The sequence below is a fragment of the Enterobacter cloacae complex sp. P18RS genome (assembly GCF_014982105.1).
GTDB classification, from domain to species: Bacteria; Pseudomonadota; Gammaproteobacteria; order Enterobacterales; family Enterobacteriaceae; genus Enterobacter; species Enterobacter hormaechei_C.
This window is the reverse complement of sequence record NZ_JADCKV010000008.1, coordinates 40,123-60,721: the sequence shown is the minus strand read 5'-3', so window position 1 is coordinate 60,721 and position 20,599 is coordinate 40,123. Positions and strand designations below refer to the sequence as shown.

The window sequence follows — 20,599 nt, the reverse complement described above, 5'->3', positions numbered from 1 at the left end:
CTGGTCGAACCCGTGCACTTTTTTAGAATACGCTGTTCCAGGCTTATCCGAACCTTTGGGAGTACACACAATGCAAGAGAACTACAAAATTCTGGTCGTAGATGACGACATGCGCCTGCGTGCGCTGCTGGAACGTTATCTGACCGAGCAGGGCTTCCAGGTTCGTAGCGTCGCGAACGCGGAACAGATGGATCGTCTGCTGACGCGTGAATCCTTCCACCTGATGGTGTTGGACCTGATGCTGCCTGGCGAAGACGGGCTCTCTATTTGCCGCCGTCTGCGCAGCCAGAGCAACCCGATGCCGATCATCATGGTGACGGCGAAGGGTGAAGAAGTTGACCGTATCGTCGGCCTTGAGATCGGCGCTGATGACTACATTCCAAAGCCGTTCAACCCGCGTGAACTGCTGGCGCGTATTCGCGCCGTGCTGCGTCGTCAGGCGAACGAGCTGCCGGGCGCGCCGTCTCAGGAAGAGGCCGTCATTGCATTCGGTAAGTTCAAGCTGAACCTCGGCACCCGTGAAATGTTCCGTGAAGATGAGCCAATGCCGCTCACCAGCGGCGAGTTCGCGGTGCTGAAAGCGCTGGTCAGTCACCCGCGTGAGCCGCTCTCCCGTGACAAGCTGATGAACCTGGCGCGTGGTCGTGAATACTCCGCGATGGAGCGTTCTATCGACGTGCAGATCTCTCGTCTGCGCCGTATGGTGGAAGAAGATCCGGCGCATCCTCGTTATATTCAGACCGTGTGGGGTCTGGGCTACGTGTTTGTCCCGGACGGCTCTAAAGCATGAGGCGAATGCGCTTCTCGCCGCGAAGTTCGTTTGCCCGCACGCTGTTATTGATCGTCACCCTGCTGTTTGTCAGCCTGGTGACGACCTACCTGGTGGTGCTGAACTTTGCAATCCTGCCGAGCCTTCAGCAGTTTAATAAGGTGCTGGCATACGAAGTGCGTATGCTGATGACCGACAAACTGCAACTGGAGGACGGCACGCAGTTGGTTGTTCCCCCGGCGTTCCGTCGGGAAATCTACCGTGAGCTGGGCATTTCTCTCTACTCGAACGAAGCGGCGGAAGATGCCGGCCTGCGCTGGGCGCAGCACTATGAATTCCTTAGCCAGCAGATGGCGCAGCAGCTTGGCGGCCCGACGGAAGTGCGCGTTGAGGTCAATAAAAGCTCGCCGGTTGTCTGGCTGAAAACCTGGCTGTCACCCAACATCTGGGTGCGCGTTCCGCTCACCGAGATTCATCAGGGCGACTTCTCGCCGCTGTTCCGATACACCCTGGCGATCATGCTGCTGGCCATCGGCGGCGCATGGCTGTTTATTCGTATCCAGAACCGACCGCTAGTCGACCTGGAGCATGCGGCATTGCAGGTCGGTAAAGGTATTATCCCACCGCCGCTGCGTGAGTATGGCGCATCGGAAGTGCGCTCGGTAACGCGTGCGTTTAACCACATGGCGGCAGGCGTTAAACAGCTGGCGGACGACCGTACGCTGCTGATGGCGGGGGTCAGCCATGACCTTCGCACCCCGCTGACGCGTATCCGGCTGGCAACAGAGATGATGGGCGAGCAGGATGGTTATCTTGCAGAGTCCATCAACAAGGATATCGAAGAGTGTAACGCCATCATCGAGCAGTTTATCGACTACCTGCGCACCGGGCAGGAGATGCCGATGGAGATGGCGGATCTGAACGCAGTTCTGGGCGAAGTGGTTGCTGCCGAAAGCGGCTACGAACGTGAAATTGCGACCGACCTTCAGGCAGGCGAGATTCAGGTACGTATGCACCCGCTCTCCATTAAACGCGCGGTGGCGAATATGGTGGTCAACGCGGCGCGCTACGGCAACGGCTGGATCAAAGTCAGCAGCGGTACGGAACTCAACCGCGCCTGGTTCCAGGTGGAAGACGATGGCCCGGGCATCAAGCCTGAGCAGCGTAAGCACCTGTTCCAGCCATTTGTGCGCGGTGACAGCGCGCGCAGCACCAGCGGAACCGGCTTAGGCCTGGCGATTGTGCAGCGTATAGTTGATAACCATAACGGACTGCTGGAAATTGGCACCAGCGAGCGGGGCGGTTTGAGCATTCGTGCGTGGTTACCGGTGCCGGTTTTACGGGGGCAGGTGAAAGAGAGTTAAAAAAGGGGGGGCCTGATGCCCTCACCCCGGCCCTCTCCCACGGGGAGAGGGAGAAAACAATAAAAAAGGCAACTTTCGTTGCCTTTTTGCTTTTACCTTGGTCCCGCACTCACCAGCGCAGCACCGGCCGGTGTGTCGGTATACTTCTCGAAGTTTTCGATAAACAGTTTCGCCAGCGATTCAGCCTTCTCACGCCACTGTTCCGGTGAACCGTAGGTGTTACGCGGATCCAGGATACGCGTATCCACGCCCGGCAGCTCTGTTGGGATCGCCAGATCGAACATCGGCAGCGTAAAGGTCTCGGCGTTATCCAGCGAACCATCCAGAATCGCGTCGATGATGGCGCGTGTATCTTTGATGGAGATACGTTTGCCCGTACCGTTCCAGCCGGTGTTCACCAGGTACGCCTGGGCGCCGGATGCCTGCATGCGTTTCACCAGCACTTCCGCGTACTGCGTTGGGTGCAGCGACAGGAACGCCGCGCCGAAGCAGGCGGAGAAGGTTGGGGTTGGCTCGGTCACACCGCGCTCGGTACCCGCCAGTTTAGCGGTAAAGCCGGAGAGGAAATGGTACTGCGTCTGGCTGGCGGTCAGGCGGGAAACCGGTGGCAGCACGCCGAACGCATCCGCGGTCAGGAAAATCACCTTCGTGGCATGACCCGCCTTCGATACCGGCTTGACGATGTTCTCGATGTGGTAGATCGGGTAAGAGACGCGGGTGTTTTCCGTTTTCGAGGCATCGTCGAAGTCGATAGAACCATCGGCACGCACGGTGACGTTTTCCAGCAGCGCATCGCGGCGAATCGCGTGGTAGATATCCGGCTCTGCCTCTTCCGACAGGCGAATGGTCTTCGCGTAGCAGCCGCCTTCAAAGTTAAACACGCCGTCATCATCCCAGCCGTGTTCATCGTCGCCAATCAGACGACGTTTTGGATCGGTGGACAGCGTTGTTTTACCGGTGCCGGAAAGGCCGAAGAACACTGCTACATCGCCTTTTTCCCCGACGTTCGCCGAGCAGTGCATGGAGGCGATACCGCGCAGCGGCAGCAGGTAGTTCATGACCGAGAACATCCCTTTCTTCATTTCGCCGCCGTACCAGGTACCGCCGATCAGCTGGATACGCTCGGTCAGGTTGAAGGCGATAAAGTTTTCGGAATTAAGACCCTGCTCTTTCCACTGCGGGTTGGTGCATTTCGCGCCGTTCATCACGATAAAGTCAGGGGTGAAGTCTTGCAGTTCTTCATCGGTCGGACGAATGAACATGTTCTTCACGAAATGCGCCTGCCAGGCCACTTCAGTAATGAACCGTACGGAGAGACGGGTGTCGGCGTTAGCGCCGCAGAACGCATCAATAATAAACAGACGCTTGCCGGAAAGCTGATGGGTGACAAGTCCTTTCAGATGCTGCCAGGTTTCCGGGGAGAGCGGTTTGTTATCGTTCTTCCCTTTGCCCTTATCAGCCCACCACAGCGTATCGCGGGTGGTGTCGTCTCGGACGATATACTTATCTTTAGGCGAACGACCGGTAAAAATACCCGTATCGACGGCGATAGCACCCAGGTTCGTCAACACACCGCGCTCGTATCCTTCCAGTGCCGGATTGAGCTCTTCCTGATACAGCGTATCGTAATCGGGGTTGTAGACCACTTCCTGGACGTCGTGAATACCATAAGCCTTGAGATCTTGCGGGGTTAAACCATTAACACGCATATCACTGCTCCTTAGCCAATATGTACTGCCTGAAATTGTAGGGTTTTTCTGGGGATGTTAACCGCGACGGGGCTCATAGATTTACGTATCTGGTCAAAACCCTTACTAACGGAAAACGCTGCGACTCCAGTCACAGGGCGGGCAGATTATCGCAGGAATCGCTTTTTGGATGGGGAAAATGTTCTTAAAAGGTTAATCTCTGGTGAATTTATCCAGAAGAATGTGAATGTAATCGCATACATGTAAGAAAATTACGTAAGGGTTACATTGGGAAAACGATTCAGGTCTCTTGGGTCAGCTATTTTCAGAGTTTGAGGTGGGGGCCAGAGTTTTCCTTTGATGAGACAATAGATTTTTCATGAACAAGGGATGAGAAATGGAAAACCGTGAGGCGTTATCCCCTTCAACGCGCGTAGCCGTCGTGCTGGCGGGGGCTTTACAGGGCGTAATTTGCTATGTAATCACGTGGTATATCGAGTACGCAAAATTGCCATCGGATACGCTGTGGCTGATGTGTGTAGTACCTGCCACCGTGGTAATGACAACCACGTTGTCGCTTGCCATGACGTCATTCAGAAAGCCATTTTTGTGGCTGTCACTCGGGATAATTGGCGCGGCAGTCGCGGGGATGGGCGGCTGGCTTAAGTGGAGCGTTGCGGGGCTGGACAACTGGGATACCAGAAATGCGGTGCTCCTTTTCGGTTTTCATCTGCTCCTGATGACGCTTCTCCTGTTGCCATGGCTTTAGCGACGCCTTGAGACCGCACCGACGGACGCTTTCTACCGCGATTTCAACGATAAAAACTGGCATAACGCGCTGACATTTCTTCTTGTTTTTGTCTCGAATGGGCTGTTCTGGCTGGTGCTTTTCCTCTGGGCTGAGCTTTTTAAACTCATTGGCATCTCTTTTTTTGATCGGCTTTTCTTTAATTCTGACTGGTTTATTTCAGTGGCGATTGGCGTGGTTTCAGCCAGCGCGGCAGTACTTGCGCGTATGCAGGTTCGGCTGATTCTGGCATTGCAAAATCTCCTTACGCTTATCGCGACAGGTTTGCTTCCACTGATGGCTGCGCTGGCGCTGCTCTTTATAGGCATATTGCCCTTCGTTGGCTTAGAGGCTGTTTCAGCACGGATCTCGGCTGCGGGCTTACTGACGACGCTGGCGCTGTTGCTGTTATTGCTGGTGACTGTCGTATGGCACCCACAACGTCAAAAGCTGCCTTACTTCTCTCCCCTGCGAGGAATGATTCATCTTGCCGTGATTATCGCTCCTGCGTATCCCGTCCTGGCGGGCTGGGCGCTCTGGCTGCGCATCGCACAGTATGGCTGGTCACCGGAGCGTCTGTACGGTGTGCTGATTACGATAGTGGCGCTGGTCTGGACGGTAGGATTCTGTCTTAGCGTACTTTTTTACCGTCGGGATCCACAAAGGCTCCAGGCTCATATCACTCCGGCTACCGGATTACTGGCGCTGATCTTCCTGGTGTTGGTCTATACACCGGTGCTTGATCCCTGGCGTATCAGCGTTGAAAGCCATATGGCGCGTTATCAGGATGGCAGAATAAACGCAGACCAGGTAAGCCTGTATATGCTCAGCAATACCGGACGAAAGGGGCGAGAGGCGATGCAAATGCTGCAAAATGATCCACAGTTTATCTCAAACCCAAAACGCCAGCGTGAAATAAATGGACTTCTCTCCGGGAACGCTGGCGGAGCAGGTAAGATGACCGCCGCGATGCTGGAAAAACAGATCCAGCTCGCACCGGGAATGGCCCGTCCAGATAAGGCATTGTGGCGAGCCATGCTCAGCAATCAGTATCGCTTTGAGAGCTGCGATAGCGCCCAGAGAAACTGTTTACTCATTCCGCTGGATCTTAACAGCGACGGCAAGCCGGAAGCCGTGCTATTTCAATTTACCGATCGCAGGATCGTGGCTTACACACAAACCAACACGGGCTGGAGGATCGCCGGGGACGCGTGGAAAATGCCGGAGGCGTTGACCAGAGAAGAACTTGACCGCGCATTAAGGCAGAGGAAAGTGAAATCTGTCGTGAAGCCCTGGGCGGATATTAAGATTTTTGGGGAGCGTGTCGATATGAGCTACGACAGTTACAATAATGCGCAGTGGCGTTAGTGCTTTTTCTTGCCGGGTGGCGCTACGCTTACCCGGCCTACAATTAGCAATCATATTAAAAAATTGCACAATTCATTGTAGGCCCGTGCAAGCATAGCGCCGCCGGGCAACAGGCTCAGAGCTTAGTGAACCTGCGGGTCCGCTGGAGAGGCGTTATTGCGGATCTCCGCGATATCCATGGAATTGAACACGTAGTGCGTACCGCAGTAATCACAGTGCATATCGATCTCACCGTCTTCCGCCATGATGCTGTCGATCTCTTCATCCGGCAGCGTTTTCAGGGCGCCAGCACAACGCTCGCGAGAGCAGGTGCACTTAAATTCCACATCCTGCGGATCGTAAACCGTCACTTCTTCTTCGTGGTACAGACGCCACAGCACGTCGGTCGCCGACAGGGTGAACAACTCTTCCGCTTTGATGGTTTCCGTCAACGTTGCCAGATGCTCGAAATCATTGGTCTGCGCATCCTGCGCAGGCAGAACCTGAAGCAGCATACCACCGGCAGCAGGCTGACCATCCACTTCACCGGTGCGGATGAACAGGCGGGTTGGCAGCTGTTCGGAACGCATGAAGTAATCTTCCAGGCAGGCGGCAAGCGTGTCGCCTTCCAGACCGACAACGCCCTGATAGCGCTCACCCTCTTCAGGCGAGATCGTGATAACCAGATAGCCATTTCCGACCAGCGTTTTCAGATCCGCATTTTCAGGGATATCGCCCTGAACGCGCGCCACGCCGCGCATCTGCTGCTGGTTATTGCCGTTGATCACCGCCAGCGACATCGGGCCATCACCCTGCAACTGAACGGTAATATCGCCAGCGAACTTCAGCGTGGCGGTCAGCAGGCTGGTGGCAACCAGCAGTTCGCCCAACAGGGTTTTCACCGGCAGCGGGTAGTTGTGGTTTTCCAGAATCTGTTTCCAGGTTTCGGATACGGTGACCAGCTCGCCGCGCACGGCGAATTGTTCAAACAGATAGCGGTGTAATTGGTCGTGTTGGGCCATTTTCATCTCTCGTGCAGGTGAGGGTTACTCGCTCTCACCGTGTTTAAATTTCATCAGATCGCGGCGCTCTTTTTTATCCGGTCGCCGGTCCGGGTGAGGCATGGTCAGCGCATTCATCTTGCGCGCCAGCGCGGTTTTCTCGCGCTTCTCTATGCTTTCGGCCGTCTCTTCATACAGCAAAACGGCTTCGGTTGCGGGCCGCCGCTGCTCGGTAATGGCTTTCACCACCACCGTTTTCTCATCGTTGCCCTGGCGAAGCGTTAGCGTGGCATTCAGTTCAACCAGCTTGCTCGGTTTGCTGCGCTGACCGTTGTAATGCACCTTTCCGCCATCAACCATTTCACGGGCAAGGGCGCGCGTTTTGTAAAAACGGGCGGCCCACAGCCATTTATCCAGTCTTACCCCATCAGAGGGTTTTTCTTTCATGGCGTCTCCTTCACGGTGAGTGAGGGGATCATCCGGCGATAGTCGTTCAGCCCCGGATGTCGCAGATAGCTTTTTTCAGCCAGGCCGGAATCCGGATTAGTCACGCCCAGACAATAGCGAATGCCAAAAGCGGCCGCAGAATCCAGAATCGGCTCGCTGTCGTCAATAAACAGCGTGCGTTCCGGCTGTAAACCGGTCTCTTCCACCACGGCATGCCACAACCGCTGATCCTCTTTCGGATAACCAAATGTGTGGGTGGAAAGCAATAAATCAAGGTGTGAAGCAAGACCGGTATGTTCCAGCTTCACGGCCAGGTTATGGGGATGCGCATTCGTCAGCAAAATGCGGCGCTTACCGCAGGCTTTCAGCGCATCCAGGAACGGGACCGTATCATCGCGCAGTACAGCGCGTGCGCCCTGGGCGGTGGTCATGGCACAAATATCCAAACCGAGTCGCTCGCTCCAGTAGTCAAGACAGTACCAGTTTAGCGTATGCTGCACCGCGCTATATTGCGAACGAATGAATTCCTGCGCTTCCGCCGGGGAGATCCCCTGCTGTTCACCGTATGTTTCCGGGACCAGCTTTTGCCAGAAATAGTTATCAAAGGCGAGATCAAGCAGCGTGCCGTCCATATCAAGCAGGACGGTATCGACCGCCTGCCAGTCGATATTAAGATGCATAAGGGGGAACTCCAGCCAGAAGAAACGTGCGCGACAGGGTAGCACAACTTGTCGCGCAGGGACGTTATCCGATCAGGCTCTCGGAAGAGGAGATCAGTTTCGGGTTAAGGCAATTTTCGTAGTAGGCCTGGATTTCTGCCAGCCGCGTGCGGGAACGCTGATAGCGGCGTACGGCCTGATAACCGTTCCAGACAATGCACGCCAGCATTGCAATCAGCAGCAGGGATGTCCCTATATAGCGCCACAGGCCAGCGCTATCCGGCATACGGTGCAGGCCAATATGACGCGTGCCGTTGGCGTCGGTAAAGAGGGTGGTGACGATCCCTTCCGCGCTGAATGGCGTCTGCATCAGCATCTGCGCCAGACGCTGGAATTCGCTCCACTGCTCCTGGGCAGGATAGTCATACAGCGAAACCTGCGGATAAGGTTGATCCACCAGGTCGCTGCCTTCATCGCTGGCAATCACAAAACCGCCGGGCGCCGGGCTGTTAAGCGCCTGGGCGGCACGGGTGGTTTCACGCATCACGAAGGGGGCGGTAGAGGTCGCCACCAGGTTATCCAGCGACTCGGCGCTGACCGGACGCAGAAGCACGTTCACACCGTCCAGGCGTCCCGCTTCGGCGCGTTTCACCAGCGCGTCCCAGTCTTTGCTGTTGCCGAGGTTGACCAGCGCGTTCTTGAGCCGGATACAGTCATCCTGGGCGGAACAGAGATCCTCTGTTTTCAGGACGATTTCGCCAAAGTCATCCAGCAGTACCATGCCCGACTTCTGAATAGCCGAACGCAGGGCAGGGCTGACGCGAGAATCATCATCCGGTTTAGGATGGAGCTGGCGATTAATCGTCTGGGTGAGCGCAGTGGCCTTGTTGACCACATCCGATTCCGGCAGCGGCAGCGGAGAGGCGTCATTCCAGATGATCTGAGAGCAGTCGAACGGCGCGAACGGCGAGTTCTGGCGCGTGTTCCAGGCGCCCGGCGTGTGGATATTACACATCCCGGTGCCTTTGAGGCGCAACGTATCCCCCACGCGTACACCCGCTTCTTCGAGCTGCTGTACGCTGGTGGCTTCCACAGTTTGCGCCCCTTTGATCCACGACAGGGTAAATTTAATCGGCATATCCAGCGGCACGAAGAGCAGCAGCATGACGAAGATTAACGCGGCACCACCGGCAATCACCGCGCTGCGGAGCCAGTGCTGAAGCGGGAAGTTTTTCACTTCGTCGTGCAGGGATAAGTAGCGCCCCTGGCGTACAACGTGGCGGTCGAGATAGATATCAATATCCGTTTTGTGGCCAAGGTCCTGCGCAATCCACGGCTGCCAGTGGCGCGGATAGATAAGATCGATGATCCCGAGCGAGATATTGTTGATATGTTCCTGATCGTTCTCACCGAACAGTCCCCAGCGTTTTGGGGTTCCGCGCAGGCAGTGAATTTCGCGTAATGACGTTTTTGCCGGCGGAGCAAATATGCCCCACAGCCCGGCGGCCAGAAGCAGTACTGCGCCACCCGCGAGCCACGGAACAAACACGTCCGGCGTCAGCAGGCAGATGAAAAAGAGCAGGAACGAGGCGACAATCAACACCGCTTCGCGAATGCCATCCGGGCGGCTCAGGACGTACTCTTCATGCGTCTCCTGGCGGATGTTCAGCAGTTCGATCTGCTCAGTCTCTTCACCGCGAATAGAGGCCTGCGTTCCGCTTGCGCGTTCCAGCGCAAAGCGTGGCGCTTCCTGAACATATTCGCTCAGAGTATGACCATTGAGGGAGATAACCAGCGGCAGCGTATCGGTATGGATGAGCTCGACGCTGTTTTCGTCGTTAATATACTGCTCCCAGAAGGGAGGCAGGTGCACTTCAACAGAGTCGAGATAGTAACGCCACTTGTTGGGATCGTCGGTTGTAATGCCGTAGCGGGTAATGGAGCGCGTTACGCACAGAACGGTGTCACTTTGGGCGTTCAGGTTGAGCGATACGGGGGCGGCGCTGGCGCCGGTAGGGCCAGGCGAAAGCCGGGATCGATTCAGCGTGTCGAGATACTGCTCAACGGTGCTGCGTTCCTCTGGCGAAAGCTTGCGCGTGTTTGCCCCGGCAAACGCGTTCAAAAAGGGCAGCCGATAACGGCGATGTACGCGGCGCCTGAATACCCACACCGCAATCGACGCGCAGGCCAGCACAGCAGCGAGAAAAATCAAAATGGTGCTCATGCTTTCCCCATCTTACTTATCTTCTTACAGGTGTTGTCAGTCGCACCTTTTGTACAATGAATGAGATTCTGTGGTCGGCTATCGGCAAGTATGGAGTCTAACTTGAGCATGTTGACGCGCATCCCAGTGACCGGTAATGATAACAAAGCCTGTTCCGGCGCGATATCAGCAAATTCCTGGAAACATTTCAACCTCTTGACATTTGTTTTGAAATGAGAATCGCCTACAGTTACGTTGCATAAATGTAAATAAAGAGCAATTGACATTGCCGAAACCGTGCGGCGTATCGCACAATAAAGCCAGTTCACCCAGCAAAGACCCGTCAAGATGACCAAACCCTTACAAAAGCCCACCATTCTGAATGTTGAAACCGTCGCGAAATCGCGTCTGTTTAATGTCGAAAGCGTGGATCTGGAGTTCAGCAACGGTGTGCGTCGTGTTTATGAGCGTATGCGCCCCTCCTCGCGTGAAGCGGTGATGATTGTGCCCATCGTCGACGAGCACCTGATCCTCATTCGTGAATACGCCGTTGGCACAGAATCCTACGAGCTGGGCTTCTCCAAAGGACTGATCGACCCGGGCGAAACGGTGTTTGAAGCGGCAAACCGGGAGCTGAAAGAAGAGGTCGGTTTTGGCGCGAAAGAGCTGACGTTCCTGAAAAAGCTGAGCATGGCACCGTCCTATTTCTCCAGCAAAATGAACATCGTTGTCGCGGAAGATCTCTATCCTGAATCGCTGGAAGGAGACGAGCCGGAACCGCTACCGCAGGTTCGCTGGCCGCTGGCTCATCTGATGGATTTGCTGGAAGATCCTGACTTTAACGAGGCGCGCAACGTGAGCGCACTGTTCCTGGTGCGGGAGTGGCTGAAGGGACAGGGGCGTTTGTAGCGCCAACATTAAAAACGGCAACCGAAGGTTGCCGTTTTGCATTGACGTTGTAGGCCGGGTCAGGCGTAGTCGCCACCCGGCTTTTTTGTTGGCGTCAGAACAGCTCGTGCGTTTCGCCGTTATCAATCAATTCCGTACCCACCTCATGCACTGCCTGCGTGGTTGGCTGAGTGCCCTCGATGAAATACTCGGCACGGCTGTTACCGCCATTCGCGAGCTGTCCGGTACTGCGGTCGATATTCACCGTCACCACGCCCGGTGGAGGTGTTAGCGGCTGCTCTGGTACGCCCTCGAGAACGGCCTTCATGTATGCATCCCAGGCAGGTTGCGCACTCTTCGCGCCGCCTTCGTAACCGGAAATCTGATCTTTAATCGCGCCAGAGGCGGTCGTGCGCCCCAGATCGCGGCGGTGATCGTCAAAACCAATCCAGACGGAGGTGACAACCCCCGGGCCATAACCTGAGAACCAGGCATCTTTTGAACTGTTGGTTGTCCCGGTTTTTCCGCCGATGTCGTGGCGCTGCAAATCGCGGCCCGCTCGCCAGCCGGTGCCTTGCCAGCCCGGTTCACCAAAGATGTTGGTGTTCAGTGCGCTCTTAATCAGGAACGACAGCGGCGTGCTGATCACGTGCGGGGCATACTCCTGCGCGCCACTCTGGGCGACCAGCGCCTGATTGGCCTGTTCCAGCTGCGGCTGCGGCACCGCCAGATTCTGACGTTCCTGAGAGATCGCCACATCTTCCATATCCTTGTTTTCCAGGACATTGGATTTTGGCGTGTCGCCGTAAATCACCGGAATATCGCATTCAGGGCAGGCAATTTTCGGTTTCGCTTCAAACAGTACGCCGCCCTGATCGTTCTCTATTTTGCTGATGAAATACGGATCGACCAGGAAGCCGCCGTTCGCCATCACCGAGTAGCCTCGCGCAACCTGGAGCGGCGTAAAGGACGCGGAGCCGAGCGCCAGAGATTCAGTATGAACGATGTTTTGCGCCGGGAAGCCAAAGCGTTGCAGATACTCTGCCGCATAATCCACGCCCATCGCACGCATCGCGCGAACCATGACCACGTTCTTCGACTGGCCAAGGCCCTGGCGCAGACGGATAGGGCCAGCGTATTGCGCCGGAGAGTTCTTCGGCTGCCAGTCAGAGCCCGCACCGGCATCCCAGCGGGAAATTGGCACGTCGTTGAGAATGCTGGCGAGAGTCAGCCCCTTATCCATCGCCGCGGTATACAGGAACGGTTTGATGTTCGAACCAACCTGACGCAGCGCCTGGGTCGCGCGGTTAAATTTGCTCTGGTTGAAATCGAACCCGCCAACCAGCGCCATCACGGCGCCGTTCTGCGGATTGATGGAGACCAGCGCAGAGTTTACGTCCGGCACCTGCGCCAGCCACCAGGCATCACCGACCTGACGCACCCAGATTTGTTGTCCGGTTTGTACGACATCGGTCACTTTACGTGGCGTAGGCCCCTGAAGGGTGTCAGAACGGTATGGACGCGCCCAGCGGACACCCTCCATGCGCAGCGAAACGGATGTGCCATCGGCCATCATCGCCACTGCTTCCTGTGGATCGGCCTGGGTGACGACCGCCGGACGCAGCGGGCCATAGGTCGGCAGCGCTTTCAGGGAATCCGTGATTTTTTTACTGTCCCATGCGCCTTCACCCACTTTCCACAGCACGTTGGACGGGCCGCGATAGCCGTGACGCATATCGTAATCCATCACGTTATTACGCACCGCCTGCTGGGCAGCCTGCTGCACCTTGCGGGTCACGGTGGTATAGACGCGATAACCATCTTCATACGCTTTATCACCGTAGCGACTCACCATCTCCTGGCGAACCATTTCAGTGAGATACGGTGCAGAGAAAGCAATTTCCGGCGCATGGTAATTGGCGTCAATAACGTCGCTGCGCGCCTTATCGTACTCAGACTGGCTGATATAGCCTTCGCTCAACATACGCGACAGCACCACGTTACGGCGCGCGGTGGCGCGGTCCAGCGAGTAGAGCGGGTTAAACGTGGATGGCGCTTTTGGCAGGCCGGCAATGGTCGCCATTTCGCTCAGCGTGAGCTGATCGATCGGCTTACCAAAATAGACCTGAGCCGCAGCCCCTACGCCATAGGCGCGGTAGCCCAGATAGATCTTGTTGAGGTAAAGCTCAAGGATCTCGTCTTTGCTCAGCAGTTGCTCAATGCGGATCGCGAGGAACACCTCTTTGATCTTACGCATCAGCGTCTTTTCCGGGCTGAGGAAGAAGTTACGCGCCAGCTGCTGGGTAATGGTACTTGCCCCCTGAGAGGCATGACCGGAGAACAGCGCCACGCTTGCCGCACGGAAAATACCGACCGGATCGACACCGTGGTGCTCGTAAAAACGGCTGTCCTCGGTGGCGATAAAAGCCTTCACCATCACGGGTGGAATTTGATTTAAGGTCAGAGGGATACGACGTTTCTCGCCGTATTGCGCCATCAGTTCACCATCGGCGCTATAGACCTGCATAGGGATCTGAAGCCGCACATCACGAAGCGTGGCGACATCAGGGAGTTGTGGCTCGACATATTTGTACAAACCAATAATCGAGCCTGCTCCCAGCAGAATGCAACAGACTGCAAGGATCAATAAATACTTTACGAACTTCACCGGAGATTTCCCATTTGGTTTAGCCTGGGCAGTTTCTAAACAATCGCGCGGTAGTATAAAGGCAAGCCTGATTCATTGATATAGCCGTCACTCCGACGGGCGATAAGGAGATCGTGAAGCATGGCTTTTAAAACGTGGCAAACAGGCGTTCATATTCAACAGGATAAGGTGGTTGCGGTAGCGCTGACCAGAGAGCGGGCCGGTTGGCGTTTACGGCGCTGGTGGGCGGTACCGCTGTCGGACGGCGTTATCGGGGAAGGCAAAATACTTAAGCCAGAACAGCTGGTTAACGCATTACGTGGCTGGCGGAAAACATTGCCGCACTCGCATCGGGTATTTCTCTCATTTCCGGCGACGCGCGTTCTGCAACGCGCGTTGCCCCGTCCATCCGTTACCTTGCGTGACAGCGAACAGCTCACCTGGGTAGGCGCCGCATTAGCGCGTGAGCTGGAGATGCCCGCCGATACGCTCTGCTTTGACTACGCGCAGGATACGTTCAGCAACACTTTTCAGGTTACCGCAGCGCAAAACAGAGAGGTCGATACCCTGTTGACGCTGGCGAACGCGCTGCGTTTGCGTCTGGCAGCAATCGCCCCGGATGCCGGCGCGCTGGCTAATCTTCTCTCTGCTGTTGCCCCCGCCCGGTGCGTCGCCTGGAGAGATCAACACCAGTGGCTATGGGCGATGCGTCACCAGTGGGGGCGGCGCTACACCACAGAAGCGGCGACGGTGAATGAACTGGCGGCGCTGCTTGCGCTTTCTCCTTCTGATATCGCCGTGTTTGATGCTGCCCGCGATCCCTGGGAAGCGGTGACGCTGTGCCAGCCGCCGCTGCCGGAATGCGGTGCTGATTACACCGTCGCCCTGGCGCTGGCCATGAGCGAGGCGCCGTAATGAGCATACCCAATCTTTTACCCTGGCGTAGGCAGCAACGTAATCAGCGCCTGCGTTTCTGGGGGCTGCTGTTTGCCGGCTCACTGCTGGTGATGCTGGCGGGAGGTATCAGCCTGCGGGCGACGCAGACTCTCGCGTTACAGGCGTTGCAGAGCGAACTGGCGGGGACGCGTGCGGTGCAGAAGGTATTGAAAGCCCGTCAGCCGCAGTCAGCGGGGCAGGAAACCCCTTCGCCGCCGTCCGATCCGGCCTGGCAACCTGCGCTGGAGTCCCTTGCCAGCGCAATGCCCCGGCAGGCGTGGCTGACGGCGCTGCGTTATCAGCCACCCTCGCTGACCCTGACCGGCTATACCACTTCACTGCCAGCGCTCTCCGCCATGACCGATGCGCTGAAAAGGGTGACGGGATTTAACCCCGGACCGGCAGACGAACTGCAACAGGATAGCCAGGGACGATGGATGTTCTCTTTTCAACTGCACAGCCGGAGGTAGCCCGTGGGTATCTGGTATCAACGCTGGACTGATGCACGTCCCTCCCGGCGCGTCCTTTGCTGGTTGATTGCGTCGGGGCTTGTTGCGTTGGCAATTTGGGGACTGCTGCTCAGGCCCGCTGCTCTGCGTTACGCCGATATTCAGGCGCAGGCCATCAGTGCGAAGCGAATCAACGCCTCGCTGTGGCCAGAGGCCGGACGGCGAGTAGTGGTTAGGCAAGTGACGCCCTCGCAGCCCTTTTCTCCCCTGGCTTTTCAGCGTGAGGGCGCAAGGCTGGTGTACTGGAAGCCGCAGCAGAGTGGGGGAGAGCTGGCGCTGGATGCCTCATGGGACGAGGTTCCGGCGCTCTTTTCCCGGCTGGCGCTTGAGAACGTGCGGGTGAGTGCGTTTTCCATCATCCCACAGGGCAAACAGTTACGCCTCAGCCTGCAACTGGAGATCGGTCATGCGCAGTAAAGCCCGTTTGCTGATCCTGCTTTCTCCGCTTTTTCTGACCGGGATGCGGGATCCCTTCTCTGTACCGGAAGAGCGTTGCGCAGCCGGGCAGCTCAGCCAGTGGCGGTATCAGGGGGTAGTTAGCGGCAGCAGGGATATCGGCCTTATGCAGGACGAGCAGAAACGCTGGCACCGGGTAAAAACGCAGATGCTGTTACCGACAGGCTGGCGGGTGAGTGTGATAGATAAACAACAACTGACCGTTGATGTCGGCGACATGTGCGAGCCGAAGCGATGGACATGGCAACGAGAAGGAACGAAAAAAAGTGAAGATAAGGATAGGGCTGTTACTGGCGGCACTCAGCCAGCCCCTGTGGGCCGCGACGCCAAAACCGGTCACCCTGCTGGTGGATGATGTCCCGGTGGTGCAGATATTACAGGCGCTGGTGGCGCAGGAGGATCGCAATCTGGTGGTGTCGCCGGATGTCAGCGGTTCGCTTTCGCTGAATTTAACGCGGGTGCCCTGGAGACAGGCGCTTCAGACAGTAGTGAACAGCGCCGGGCTGGTATTACGGGAAGAGGGTGGCATTTTTTATGTGCATACGGCGGCCTGGCAACGGGAGCAACAGACGCGTAAAGAGCAGGAGCGGGCCCAGCGTCTGCTCGACGCCCCGCTGCACTCTCACAGCATTCCGTTTGCTTATGCGGATGCGGCCGAATTGCAAAAAGCGGCGGAAAAGCTCTTAAGCCCGAAAGGCAGTCTCTCCGTCGACAAGCGCACCAACCGTTTTCTGGTCAGGGATAACCAGACGGTGGTGGATATGCTCCAGCGCTGGGCTGTGCAGATGGATCTGCCCGTCGAGCAGGTGGAACTGGCGGCGCAGATTGTGACCATCAGTGAAAAAAGCCTGCGTGAACTGGGGGTGAAATGGAATCTCGCTGACGCAACGGAGGCCGGTAAGGTGGGTCAGGTCACGACGCTGGGGGCGGACCTGTCGGTGGCCAGTGCAACCACCCACGCAGGGTTTAACATCGGGCGCATCAACGGCAGGATGCTGGATCTTGAGTTGTCGGCGCTTGAGCAAAAGCAGCAGGTGGATATCATCGCCAGCCCGCGGCTGCTGGCATCGCACATGCAGCCGGCCAGCATCAAGCAGGGCAGCGAAATTCCGTATCAGGTTTCCAGCGGCGAGAGCGGGGCGACATCCGTTGAATTTAAAGAGGCGGTATTAGGCATGGAGGTCACGCCGGTGGTCCTGCCGGGCGGTCGCGTGCGCCTGAAACTGCATATCAGTGAAAATATGCCCGGCCAGGTGCTGCAACAGGCAGACGGCGAAACGCTGGCGATCGATAAGCAGGAGATCGAAACGCAGGTAGAGGTAAAAAGTGGGGAAACGCTCGCGCTGGGCGGGATCTTTTCGCAAAAGAATAAAACCGGACGCGACAGCGTGCCCGTGCTGGGCAACATTCCGTGGCTGGGTCAGCTGTTCCGCCATGACGGAAAAGATAATGAACGGCGCGAGTTAGTGGTGTTTATCACGCCACGTCTGGTCAGTATTCATTAATGGGTAACGATCCCCGCAATGATTTTGCATTCAGTTTGTTGCAGATGTTTGACGTGGGGCATGAATTAGCATACAAGGAGTACCGATTTGAGTTGGACTTACGTCTTATTTCCTTATGCGCCGGGAACGGTGATTTAATCAGTTGCCAAACAAGCCGGAGTATTGAGATAATTTTTCGTCTGACTCTCGCTCTATTGCAAATGAGGTTTCAGTTCATGTCCTGCTACGCCGGGTGTCTGCGCAGCGGGGATTACCATTAACGAATAGTCTTAGTAGTACCGAAAAAATGGCAGAGAAACGCAATATCTTTCTGGTTGGGCCTATGGGTGCCGGCAAAAGCACTATTGGGCGTCAGTTAGCTCAACAACTCAATATGGAATTTTACGATTCTGATCAAGAGATTGAGAAACGAACCGGAGCGGATGTGGGCTGGGTCTTCGACGTAGAAGGCGAAGAAGGTTTCCGTGACCGAGAAGAAAAAGTGATCAACGAACTCACGGAAAAACAGGGCATTGTGCTGGCAACTGGCGGCGGCTCTGTAAAATCTCGCGAAACCCGCAACCGTCTCTCCGCCCGTGGCGTAGTGGTCTATCTTGAGACGACCATCGAAAAACAGCTGGCACGCACGCAGCGTGATAAAAAGCGCCCGTTGTTGCAGGTTGAAACACCGCCACGTGAAGTTCTGGAAGCTTTGGCCGATGAACGCAATCCTCTGTACGAAGAGATTGCTGATGTGACCATTCGTACTGACGATCAAAGCGCTAAAGTGGTTGCAAACCAGATTATTCATATGCTGGAAAGCAACTGATTCTGGCTTTATATACACTCGCCTGCGGGTAAAAGCATTTAAGGTGGATGTCGCGTCATGGAGAGGATTACAGTTACTCTCGGGGAACGTAGTTACCCTATCACCATCGCGGCTGGTTTGTTTAACGACCCAGCTTCCTTCTTACCACTGAAAGCGGGTGATCAGGCGATGCTGGTCACCAACGAGACGCTGGCTCCGCTTTATCTCGACCGTGTACGTCAGCTGCTTGAGCAGGCGGGCGTGAAGGTCGACAGTGTGATTCTGCCCGATGGCGAGCAGTACAAAAGCCTGACGGTACTGGATACCGTCTTTACCGCACTTCTGCAAAAACCGCACGGTCGTGATACAACACTGCTTGCCCTGGGCGGCGGCGTTGTGGGCGATCTGACCGGTTTTGCAGCCGCCAGCTATCAGCGCGGCGTGCGCTTTATTCAAATTCCAACCACGTTGCTCTCACAGGTCGATTCTTCTGTGGGCGGTAAAACGGCGGTTAACCATCCGCTCGGCAAAAACATGATTGGCGCGTTCTACCAGCCTGCCTCGGTGGTGGTGGATCTCGACTGTCTGAAAACCTTGCCAGCGCGCGAACTGGCGTCCGGCCTTGCAGAAGTGATCAAATACGGCATTATTCTTGACGGGGAATTCTTCACCTGGCTGGAAGAGAATATGGATGCGCTGCTGCGCCTCGACGGGCAGGCAATGGCCTACTGTATTCGCCGTTGTTGTGAGCTGAAAGCAGAAGTCGTTGCCGCAGATGAGCGTGAAACCGGCTTACGTGCTTTACTGAATCTGGGGCATACGTTTGGTCATGCGATCGAAGCCGAAATGGGCTACGGTAACTGGCTTCACGGTGAAGCTGTCGCTGCCGGAATGGTTATGGCGGCGCGAGCCTCTGAACGTCTGGGGCAGTTCAGGCCGGAAGAGACAGCACGTATCATCGCGTTGCTTAAACGTGCTGGCTTGCCGGTGAGTGGTCCGCAGGAAATGTCTGCGCAGGCGTACCTTCCCCACATGATGCGCGATAAAAAAGTATTGGCAGGTGAGATGCGTCTGGTACTCCCGCTTGCAATAGGGAAAAGTGAAGTGCGCGGCGGAGTGCCGCACGAAGTCGTACTTGGCGCTATTGCTGATTGTCAGCAGGCGTAACAACTAGAAAGGTCAGACCGCTGTAACAGGTGGTCGTTTTAGCTTCAGGTAAATGCAGAGTCGTTGGCAGAAGCCTTTGAGTGGGGTGTTAAATGGATGAATTCAAACCAGAAGACGAGCTGAAACCCGATCCCAGCGATCGTCGTACTGGTCGTTCTCGTCAATCTTCAGAACGTGATAACGAGCCGCAGATCAATTTTGACGATGTCGAACTGGATGCAGACGATCGTCGCCCTTCGCGTAGCCGTAACGCGCGAAATGAGCGAGAAGACGAGGAGTATGAATCCGAAGAAGAGTTAATGGATGAACAGCCTGTTGAACGTCGTCCGCGCAAACGTAAAAAAGCGGTAGCGGCAAAACCGGCCTCCCGTCAGTACATCATGATGGGCCTTGGCGTTCTGGTGCTGGTCTTGCTGATTGTCGGCATTGGGTCCGCGCTAAAAGCACCTTCTACCAATTCTACCGAGCAGACGGCGTCTGCCGAGAAGAGCATTGACCTGTCTGGTAACGATGCGAGCAACCAGGCGAATGGCGCTCAGCCTGCGCCGGGCACCACTTCCGCAGAGCAGACCGCAGGTAACACCAGCGCTGGCCAGGATATCTCTCTGCCGCCTGTCTCTGCGACCCCGACTCAGGGCCAGGCGCCTGCGACGCCTGAAGGTCAGCAGCGTGTTGAAGTTCAGGGCGATCTGAACAATGCGCTGATGCAGCCGCAGAATCAGGAGCAGGTTAACGCTGCCGTGGTGAACTCCACGCTGCCAACTGAACCAGCCACCGTTGCGCCAGTTCATGGCAGCAATGCCCAGCAGCAAACGGCGACAACGGAAACCAAACCGCGCCAGACGCAGACTGCGCCACGCCAGGAGCGTAAGCAGGCTGTGATTGAGCCGAAGCGTGAGACGAAACCGCAAACCGTGGCAAAAGCGCCAGAAACGAAAGCGCCAGCGCAGACAAAACCTGCGGTGAGCCAGCCGGTTAAAGCGCCAACGCCTGCGGCAACCACTGCACCGAAAGCAACGGCGACCACAACCGCGCCTGCTGCAACAACACCTTCTGCAACAACACCTGCGGCTCCCGCAGCCAAAACGGGCGCTGCATCAGGTAAAACGACGGGCAACGTGGGTTCTTTGCAGTCGGCCTCTTCCAGCAACTACACCCTTCAGCTGAGCAGTTCGTCTAACTATGACAACCTCAACGCCTGGGCGAAGAAATCGAATCTGAAAAACTACGTGGTTTATCAGACGACCCGTAACGGTCAACCGTGGTATGTGCTGGTGAGTGGTATTTATGCTTCCAAAGATGAAGCAAAACGTGCCGTTTCCACGCTGCCAGCCGACGTGCAGGCGAAAAACCCGTGGGCGAAGCCGATTCATCAGGTGCAGGCCGATCTGAAGTAATGTTTAAAGCGCAGGATGCTGTCGGAGCTTTCTCCACAGCCG

At 56.2% G+C, this 20,599-nt stretch carries 18 protein-coding genes and 1 pseudogene; 13 read left to right on the top strand and 6 right to left on the bottom strand.

Annotated elements, in window-relative coordinates; genetic code table 11:
- The first annotated feature begins 70 nt into the window (after positions 1-70).
- Positions 71-790, top strand: coding sequence for a two-component system response regulator OmpR (gene ompR, locus INF61_RS05880; protein ID WP_001157751.1), 720 nt, complete (start codon positions 71-73; stop codon positions 788-790).
- Complete coding sequence (gene envZ, locus INF61_RS05875; protein ID WP_003861615.1) at positions 787-2,133, top strand: two-component system sensor histidine kinase EnvZ; 1,347 nt, start codon at positions 787-789, stop codon at positions 2,131-2,133. Before ompR ends, envZ begins: the two co-directional genes overlap by 4 nt.
- Before the next feature lie 92 nt (positions 2,134-2,225).
- Here envZ and pckA read toward each other — a convergent pair whose 3' ends face one another.
- Positions 2,226-3,842: a phosphoenolpyruvate carboxykinase (ATP) gene (gene pckA / locus INF61_RS05870; protein ID WP_017693860.1), complete on the bottom strand. Its 1,617-nt coding sequence runs from the start codon at positions 3,840-3,842 to the stop codon at positions 2,226-2,228.
- Between the two features lie 376 nt (positions 3,843-4,218).
- On the opposite strand from pckA, the gene INF61_RS22850 reads away from it, so the two are divergent.
- On the top strand, positions 4,219-4,590 hold the full coding sequence (locus INF61_RS22850) for a hypothetical protein (RefSeq protein ID WP_227413454.1): 372 nt from the start codon (positions 4,219-4,221) through the stop codon (positions 4,588-4,590).
- Positions 4,591-4,656: 66 nt separating this feature from the next.
- Positions 4,657-5,976: pseudogene (locus INF61_RS05865) on the top strand (DUF4153 domain-containing protein); the annotation flags it as partial.
- 122 nt (positions 5,977-6,098) lie between these two features.
- On the opposite strand, the gene hslO reads toward INF61_RS05865, so the two are convergent.
- The 4 genes from hslO to INF61_RS05845 form a co-directional block, all read right to left on the bottom strand.
- Positions 6,099-6,977: an Hsp33 family molecular chaperone HslO gene (hslO, locus tag INF61_RS05860; protein WP_023304550.1), complete on the bottom strand. Its 879-nt coding sequence runs from the start codon at positions 6,975-6,977 to the stop codon at positions 6,099-6,101.
- 24 nt (positions 6,978-7,001) lie between these two features.
- Positions 7,002-7,403 carry a ribosome-associated heat shock protein Hsp15 gene (gene hslR / locus INF61_RS05855; protein WP_003861618.1) on the bottom strand — a complete coding sequence of 134 codons (402 nt, stop codon included), beginning with the start codon at positions 7,401-7,403 and terminating at the stop codon, positions 7,002-7,004.
- Positions 7,400-8,083: a GMP/IMP nucleotidase gene (yrfG, locus tag INF61_RS05850; protein ID WP_000550486.1), complete on the bottom strand. Its 684-nt coding sequence runs from the start codon at positions 8,081-8,083 to the stop codon at positions 7,400-7,402. The genes hslR and yrfG overlap by 4 nt, the downstream gene beginning before the upstream one ends.
- Positions 8,084-8,147: 64 nt before the next feature.
- Positions 8,148-10,286 (bottom strand): intracellular growth attenuator family protein, encoded by a 2,139-nt coding sequence (locus INF61_RS05845; RefSeq protein WP_017384151.1) that lies wholly within the window; start codon positions 10,284-10,286, stop codon positions 8,148-8,150.
- 327 nt (positions 10,287-10,613) lie between these two features.
- On the opposite strand from INF61_RS05845, the gene nudE reads away from it, so the two are divergent.
- A complete protein-coding gene (gene nudE, locus INF61_RS05840) occupies positions 10,614-11,174 on the top strand; it encodes an ADP compounds hydrolase NudE (protein ID WP_003861622.1) in 561 nt (186 codons plus the stop codon).
- A 94-nt stretch (positions 11,175-11,268) separates the two neighbouring features.
- Here nudE and mrcA read toward each other — a convergent pair whose 3' ends face one another.
- A complete protein-coding gene (gene mrcA / locus INF61_RS05835) occupies positions 11,269-13,821 on the bottom strand; it encodes a peptidoglycan glycosyltransferase/peptidoglycan DD-transpeptidase MrcA (protein WP_017693864.1) in 2,553 nt (850 codons plus the stop codon).
- Between the two features lie 120 nt (positions 13,822-13,941).
- On the opposite strand from mrcA, the gene pilM reads away from it, so the two are divergent.
- The 8 genes from pilM to damX all read left to right on the top strand — a co-directional run bounded on the left by pilM (position 13,942) and on the right by damX (position 20,557).
- Positions 13,942-14,715, top strand: a complete 774-nt coding sequence (gene pilM, locus INF61_RS05830; RefSeq protein WP_017384153.1) for a pilus assembly protein PilM — start codon at positions 13,942-13,944, stop codon at positions 14,713-14,715.
- The gene (locus tag INF61_RS05825; protein ID WP_193547613.1) at positions 14,715-15,206 is read left to right on the top strand and encodes a PilN domain-containing protein; all 492 of its coding nucleotides are present in this window, start codon (positions 14,715-14,717) and stop codon (positions 15,204-15,206) included. The genes pilM and INF61_RS05825 overlap by 1 nt, the downstream gene beginning before the upstream one ends.
- A gap of 87 nt (positions 15,207-15,293) precedes the next feature.
- Positions 15,294-15,662 (top strand): DNA utilization protein HofO, encoded by a 369-nt coding sequence (locus tag INF61_RS05820; protein WP_227413453.1) that lies wholly within the window; start codon positions 15,294-15,296, stop codon positions 15,660-15,662.
- A complete protein-coding gene (locus INF61_RS05815) occupies positions 15,652-16,056 on the top strand; it encodes a HofP DNA utilization family protein (RefSeq protein WP_193547611.1) in 405 nt (134 codons plus the stop codon). The genes INF61_RS05820 and INF61_RS05815 overlap by 11 nt, the downstream gene beginning before the upstream one ends.
- The gene (hofQ, locus tag INF61_RS05810) at positions 15,968-17,206 is read left to right on the top strand and encodes a DNA uptake porin HofQ (RefSeq protein WP_032104286.1); all 1,239 of its coding nucleotides are present in this window, start codon (positions 15,968-15,970) and stop codon (positions 17,204-17,206) included. The genes INF61_RS05815 and hofQ overlap by 89 nt, the downstream gene beginning before the upstream one ends.
- A 286-nt stretch (positions 17,207-17,492) precedes the next feature.
- A complete protein-coding gene (gene aroK, locus INF61_RS05805) occupies positions 17,493-18,014 on the top strand; it encodes a shikimate kinase AroK (RefSeq protein WP_003861630.1) in 522 nt (173 codons plus the stop codon).
- A gap of 57 nt (positions 18,015-18,071) precedes the next feature.
- The gene (gene aroB / locus INF61_RS05800; protein WP_017693868.1) at positions 18,072-19,160 is read left to right on the top strand and encodes a 3-dehydroquinate synthase; all 1,089 of its coding nucleotides are present in this window, start codon (positions 18,072-18,074) and stop codon (positions 19,158-19,160) included.
- A gap of 92 nt (positions 19,161-19,252) precedes the next feature.
- On the top strand, positions 19,253-20,557 hold the full coding sequence (gene damX, locus INF61_RS05795) for a cell division protein DamX (RefSeq protein ID WP_017693869.1): 1,305 nt from the start codon (positions 19,253-19,255) through the stop codon (positions 20,555-20,557).
- Positions 20,558-20,599: the final 42 nt, after the last annotated feature.

What these genes read in the sequence shown, in the direction of transcription:
- ompR (WP_001157751.1), top strand. Translation starts at nt 71, where the DNA reads ATGCAAGAGAACTACAAAATTCTGGTCGTAGATGACGACATGCGCCTG.
- INF61_RS05815 (WP_193547611.1), top strand. Translation starts at nt 15,652, where the DNA reads ATGCGCAGTAAAGCCCGTTTGCTGATCCTGCTTTCTCCGCTTTTTCTG.
- envZ (WP_003861615.1), top strand. Translation starts at nt 787, where the DNA reads ATGAGGCGAATGCGCTTCTCGCCGCGAAGTTCGTTTGCCCGCACGCTG.
- aroK (WP_003861630.1), top strand. Translation starts at nt 17,493, where the DNA reads ATGGCAGAGAAACGCAATATCTTTCTGGTTGGGCCTATGGGTGCCGGC.
- hslO (WP_023304550.1), bottom strand. Translation starts at nt 6,977, where the DNA reads ATGGCCCAACACGACCAATTACACCGCTATCTGTTTGAACAATTCGCC.
- aroB (WP_017693868.1), top strand. Translation starts at nt 18,072, where the DNA reads ATGGAGAGGATTACAGTTACTCTCGGGGAACGTAGTTACCCTATCACC.
- nudE (WP_003861622.1), top strand. Translation starts at nt 10,614, where the DNA reads ATGACCAAACCCTTACAAAAGCCCACCATTCTGAATGTTGAAACCGTC.
- INF61_RS05845 (WP_017384151.1), bottom strand. Translation starts at nt 10,286, where the DNA reads ATGAGCACCATTTTGATTTTTCTCGCTGCTGTGCTGGCCTGCGCGTCG.
- pckA (WP_017693860.1), bottom strand. Translation starts at nt 3,842, where the DNA reads ATGCGTGTTAATGGTTTAACCCCGCAAGATCTCAAGGCTTATGGTATT.
- pilM (WP_017384153.1), top strand. Translation starts at nt 13,942, where the DNA reads ATGGCTTTTAAAACGTGGCAAACAGGCGTTCATATTCAACAGGATAAG.
- INF61_RS05825 (WP_193547613.1), top strand. Translation starts at nt 14,715, where the DNA reads ATGAGCATACCCAATCTTTTACCCTGGCGTAGGCAGCAACGTAATCAG.
- yrfG (WP_000550486.1), bottom strand. Translation starts at nt 8,083, where the DNA reads ATGCATCTTAATATCGACTGGCAGGCGGTCGATACCGTCCTGCTTGAT.
- INF61_RS22850 (WP_227413454.1), top strand. Translation starts at nt 4,219, where the DNA reads ATGGAAAACCGTGAGGCGTTATCCCCTTCAACGCGCGTAGCCGTCGTG.
- damX (WP_017693869.1), top strand. Translation starts at nt 19,253, where the DNA reads ATGGATGAATTCAAACCAGAAGACGAGCTGAAACCCGATCCCAGCGAT.
- hslR (WP_003861618.1), bottom strand. Translation starts at nt 7,403, where the DNA reads ATGAAAGAAAAACCCTCTGATGGGGTAAGACTGGATAAATGGCTGTGG.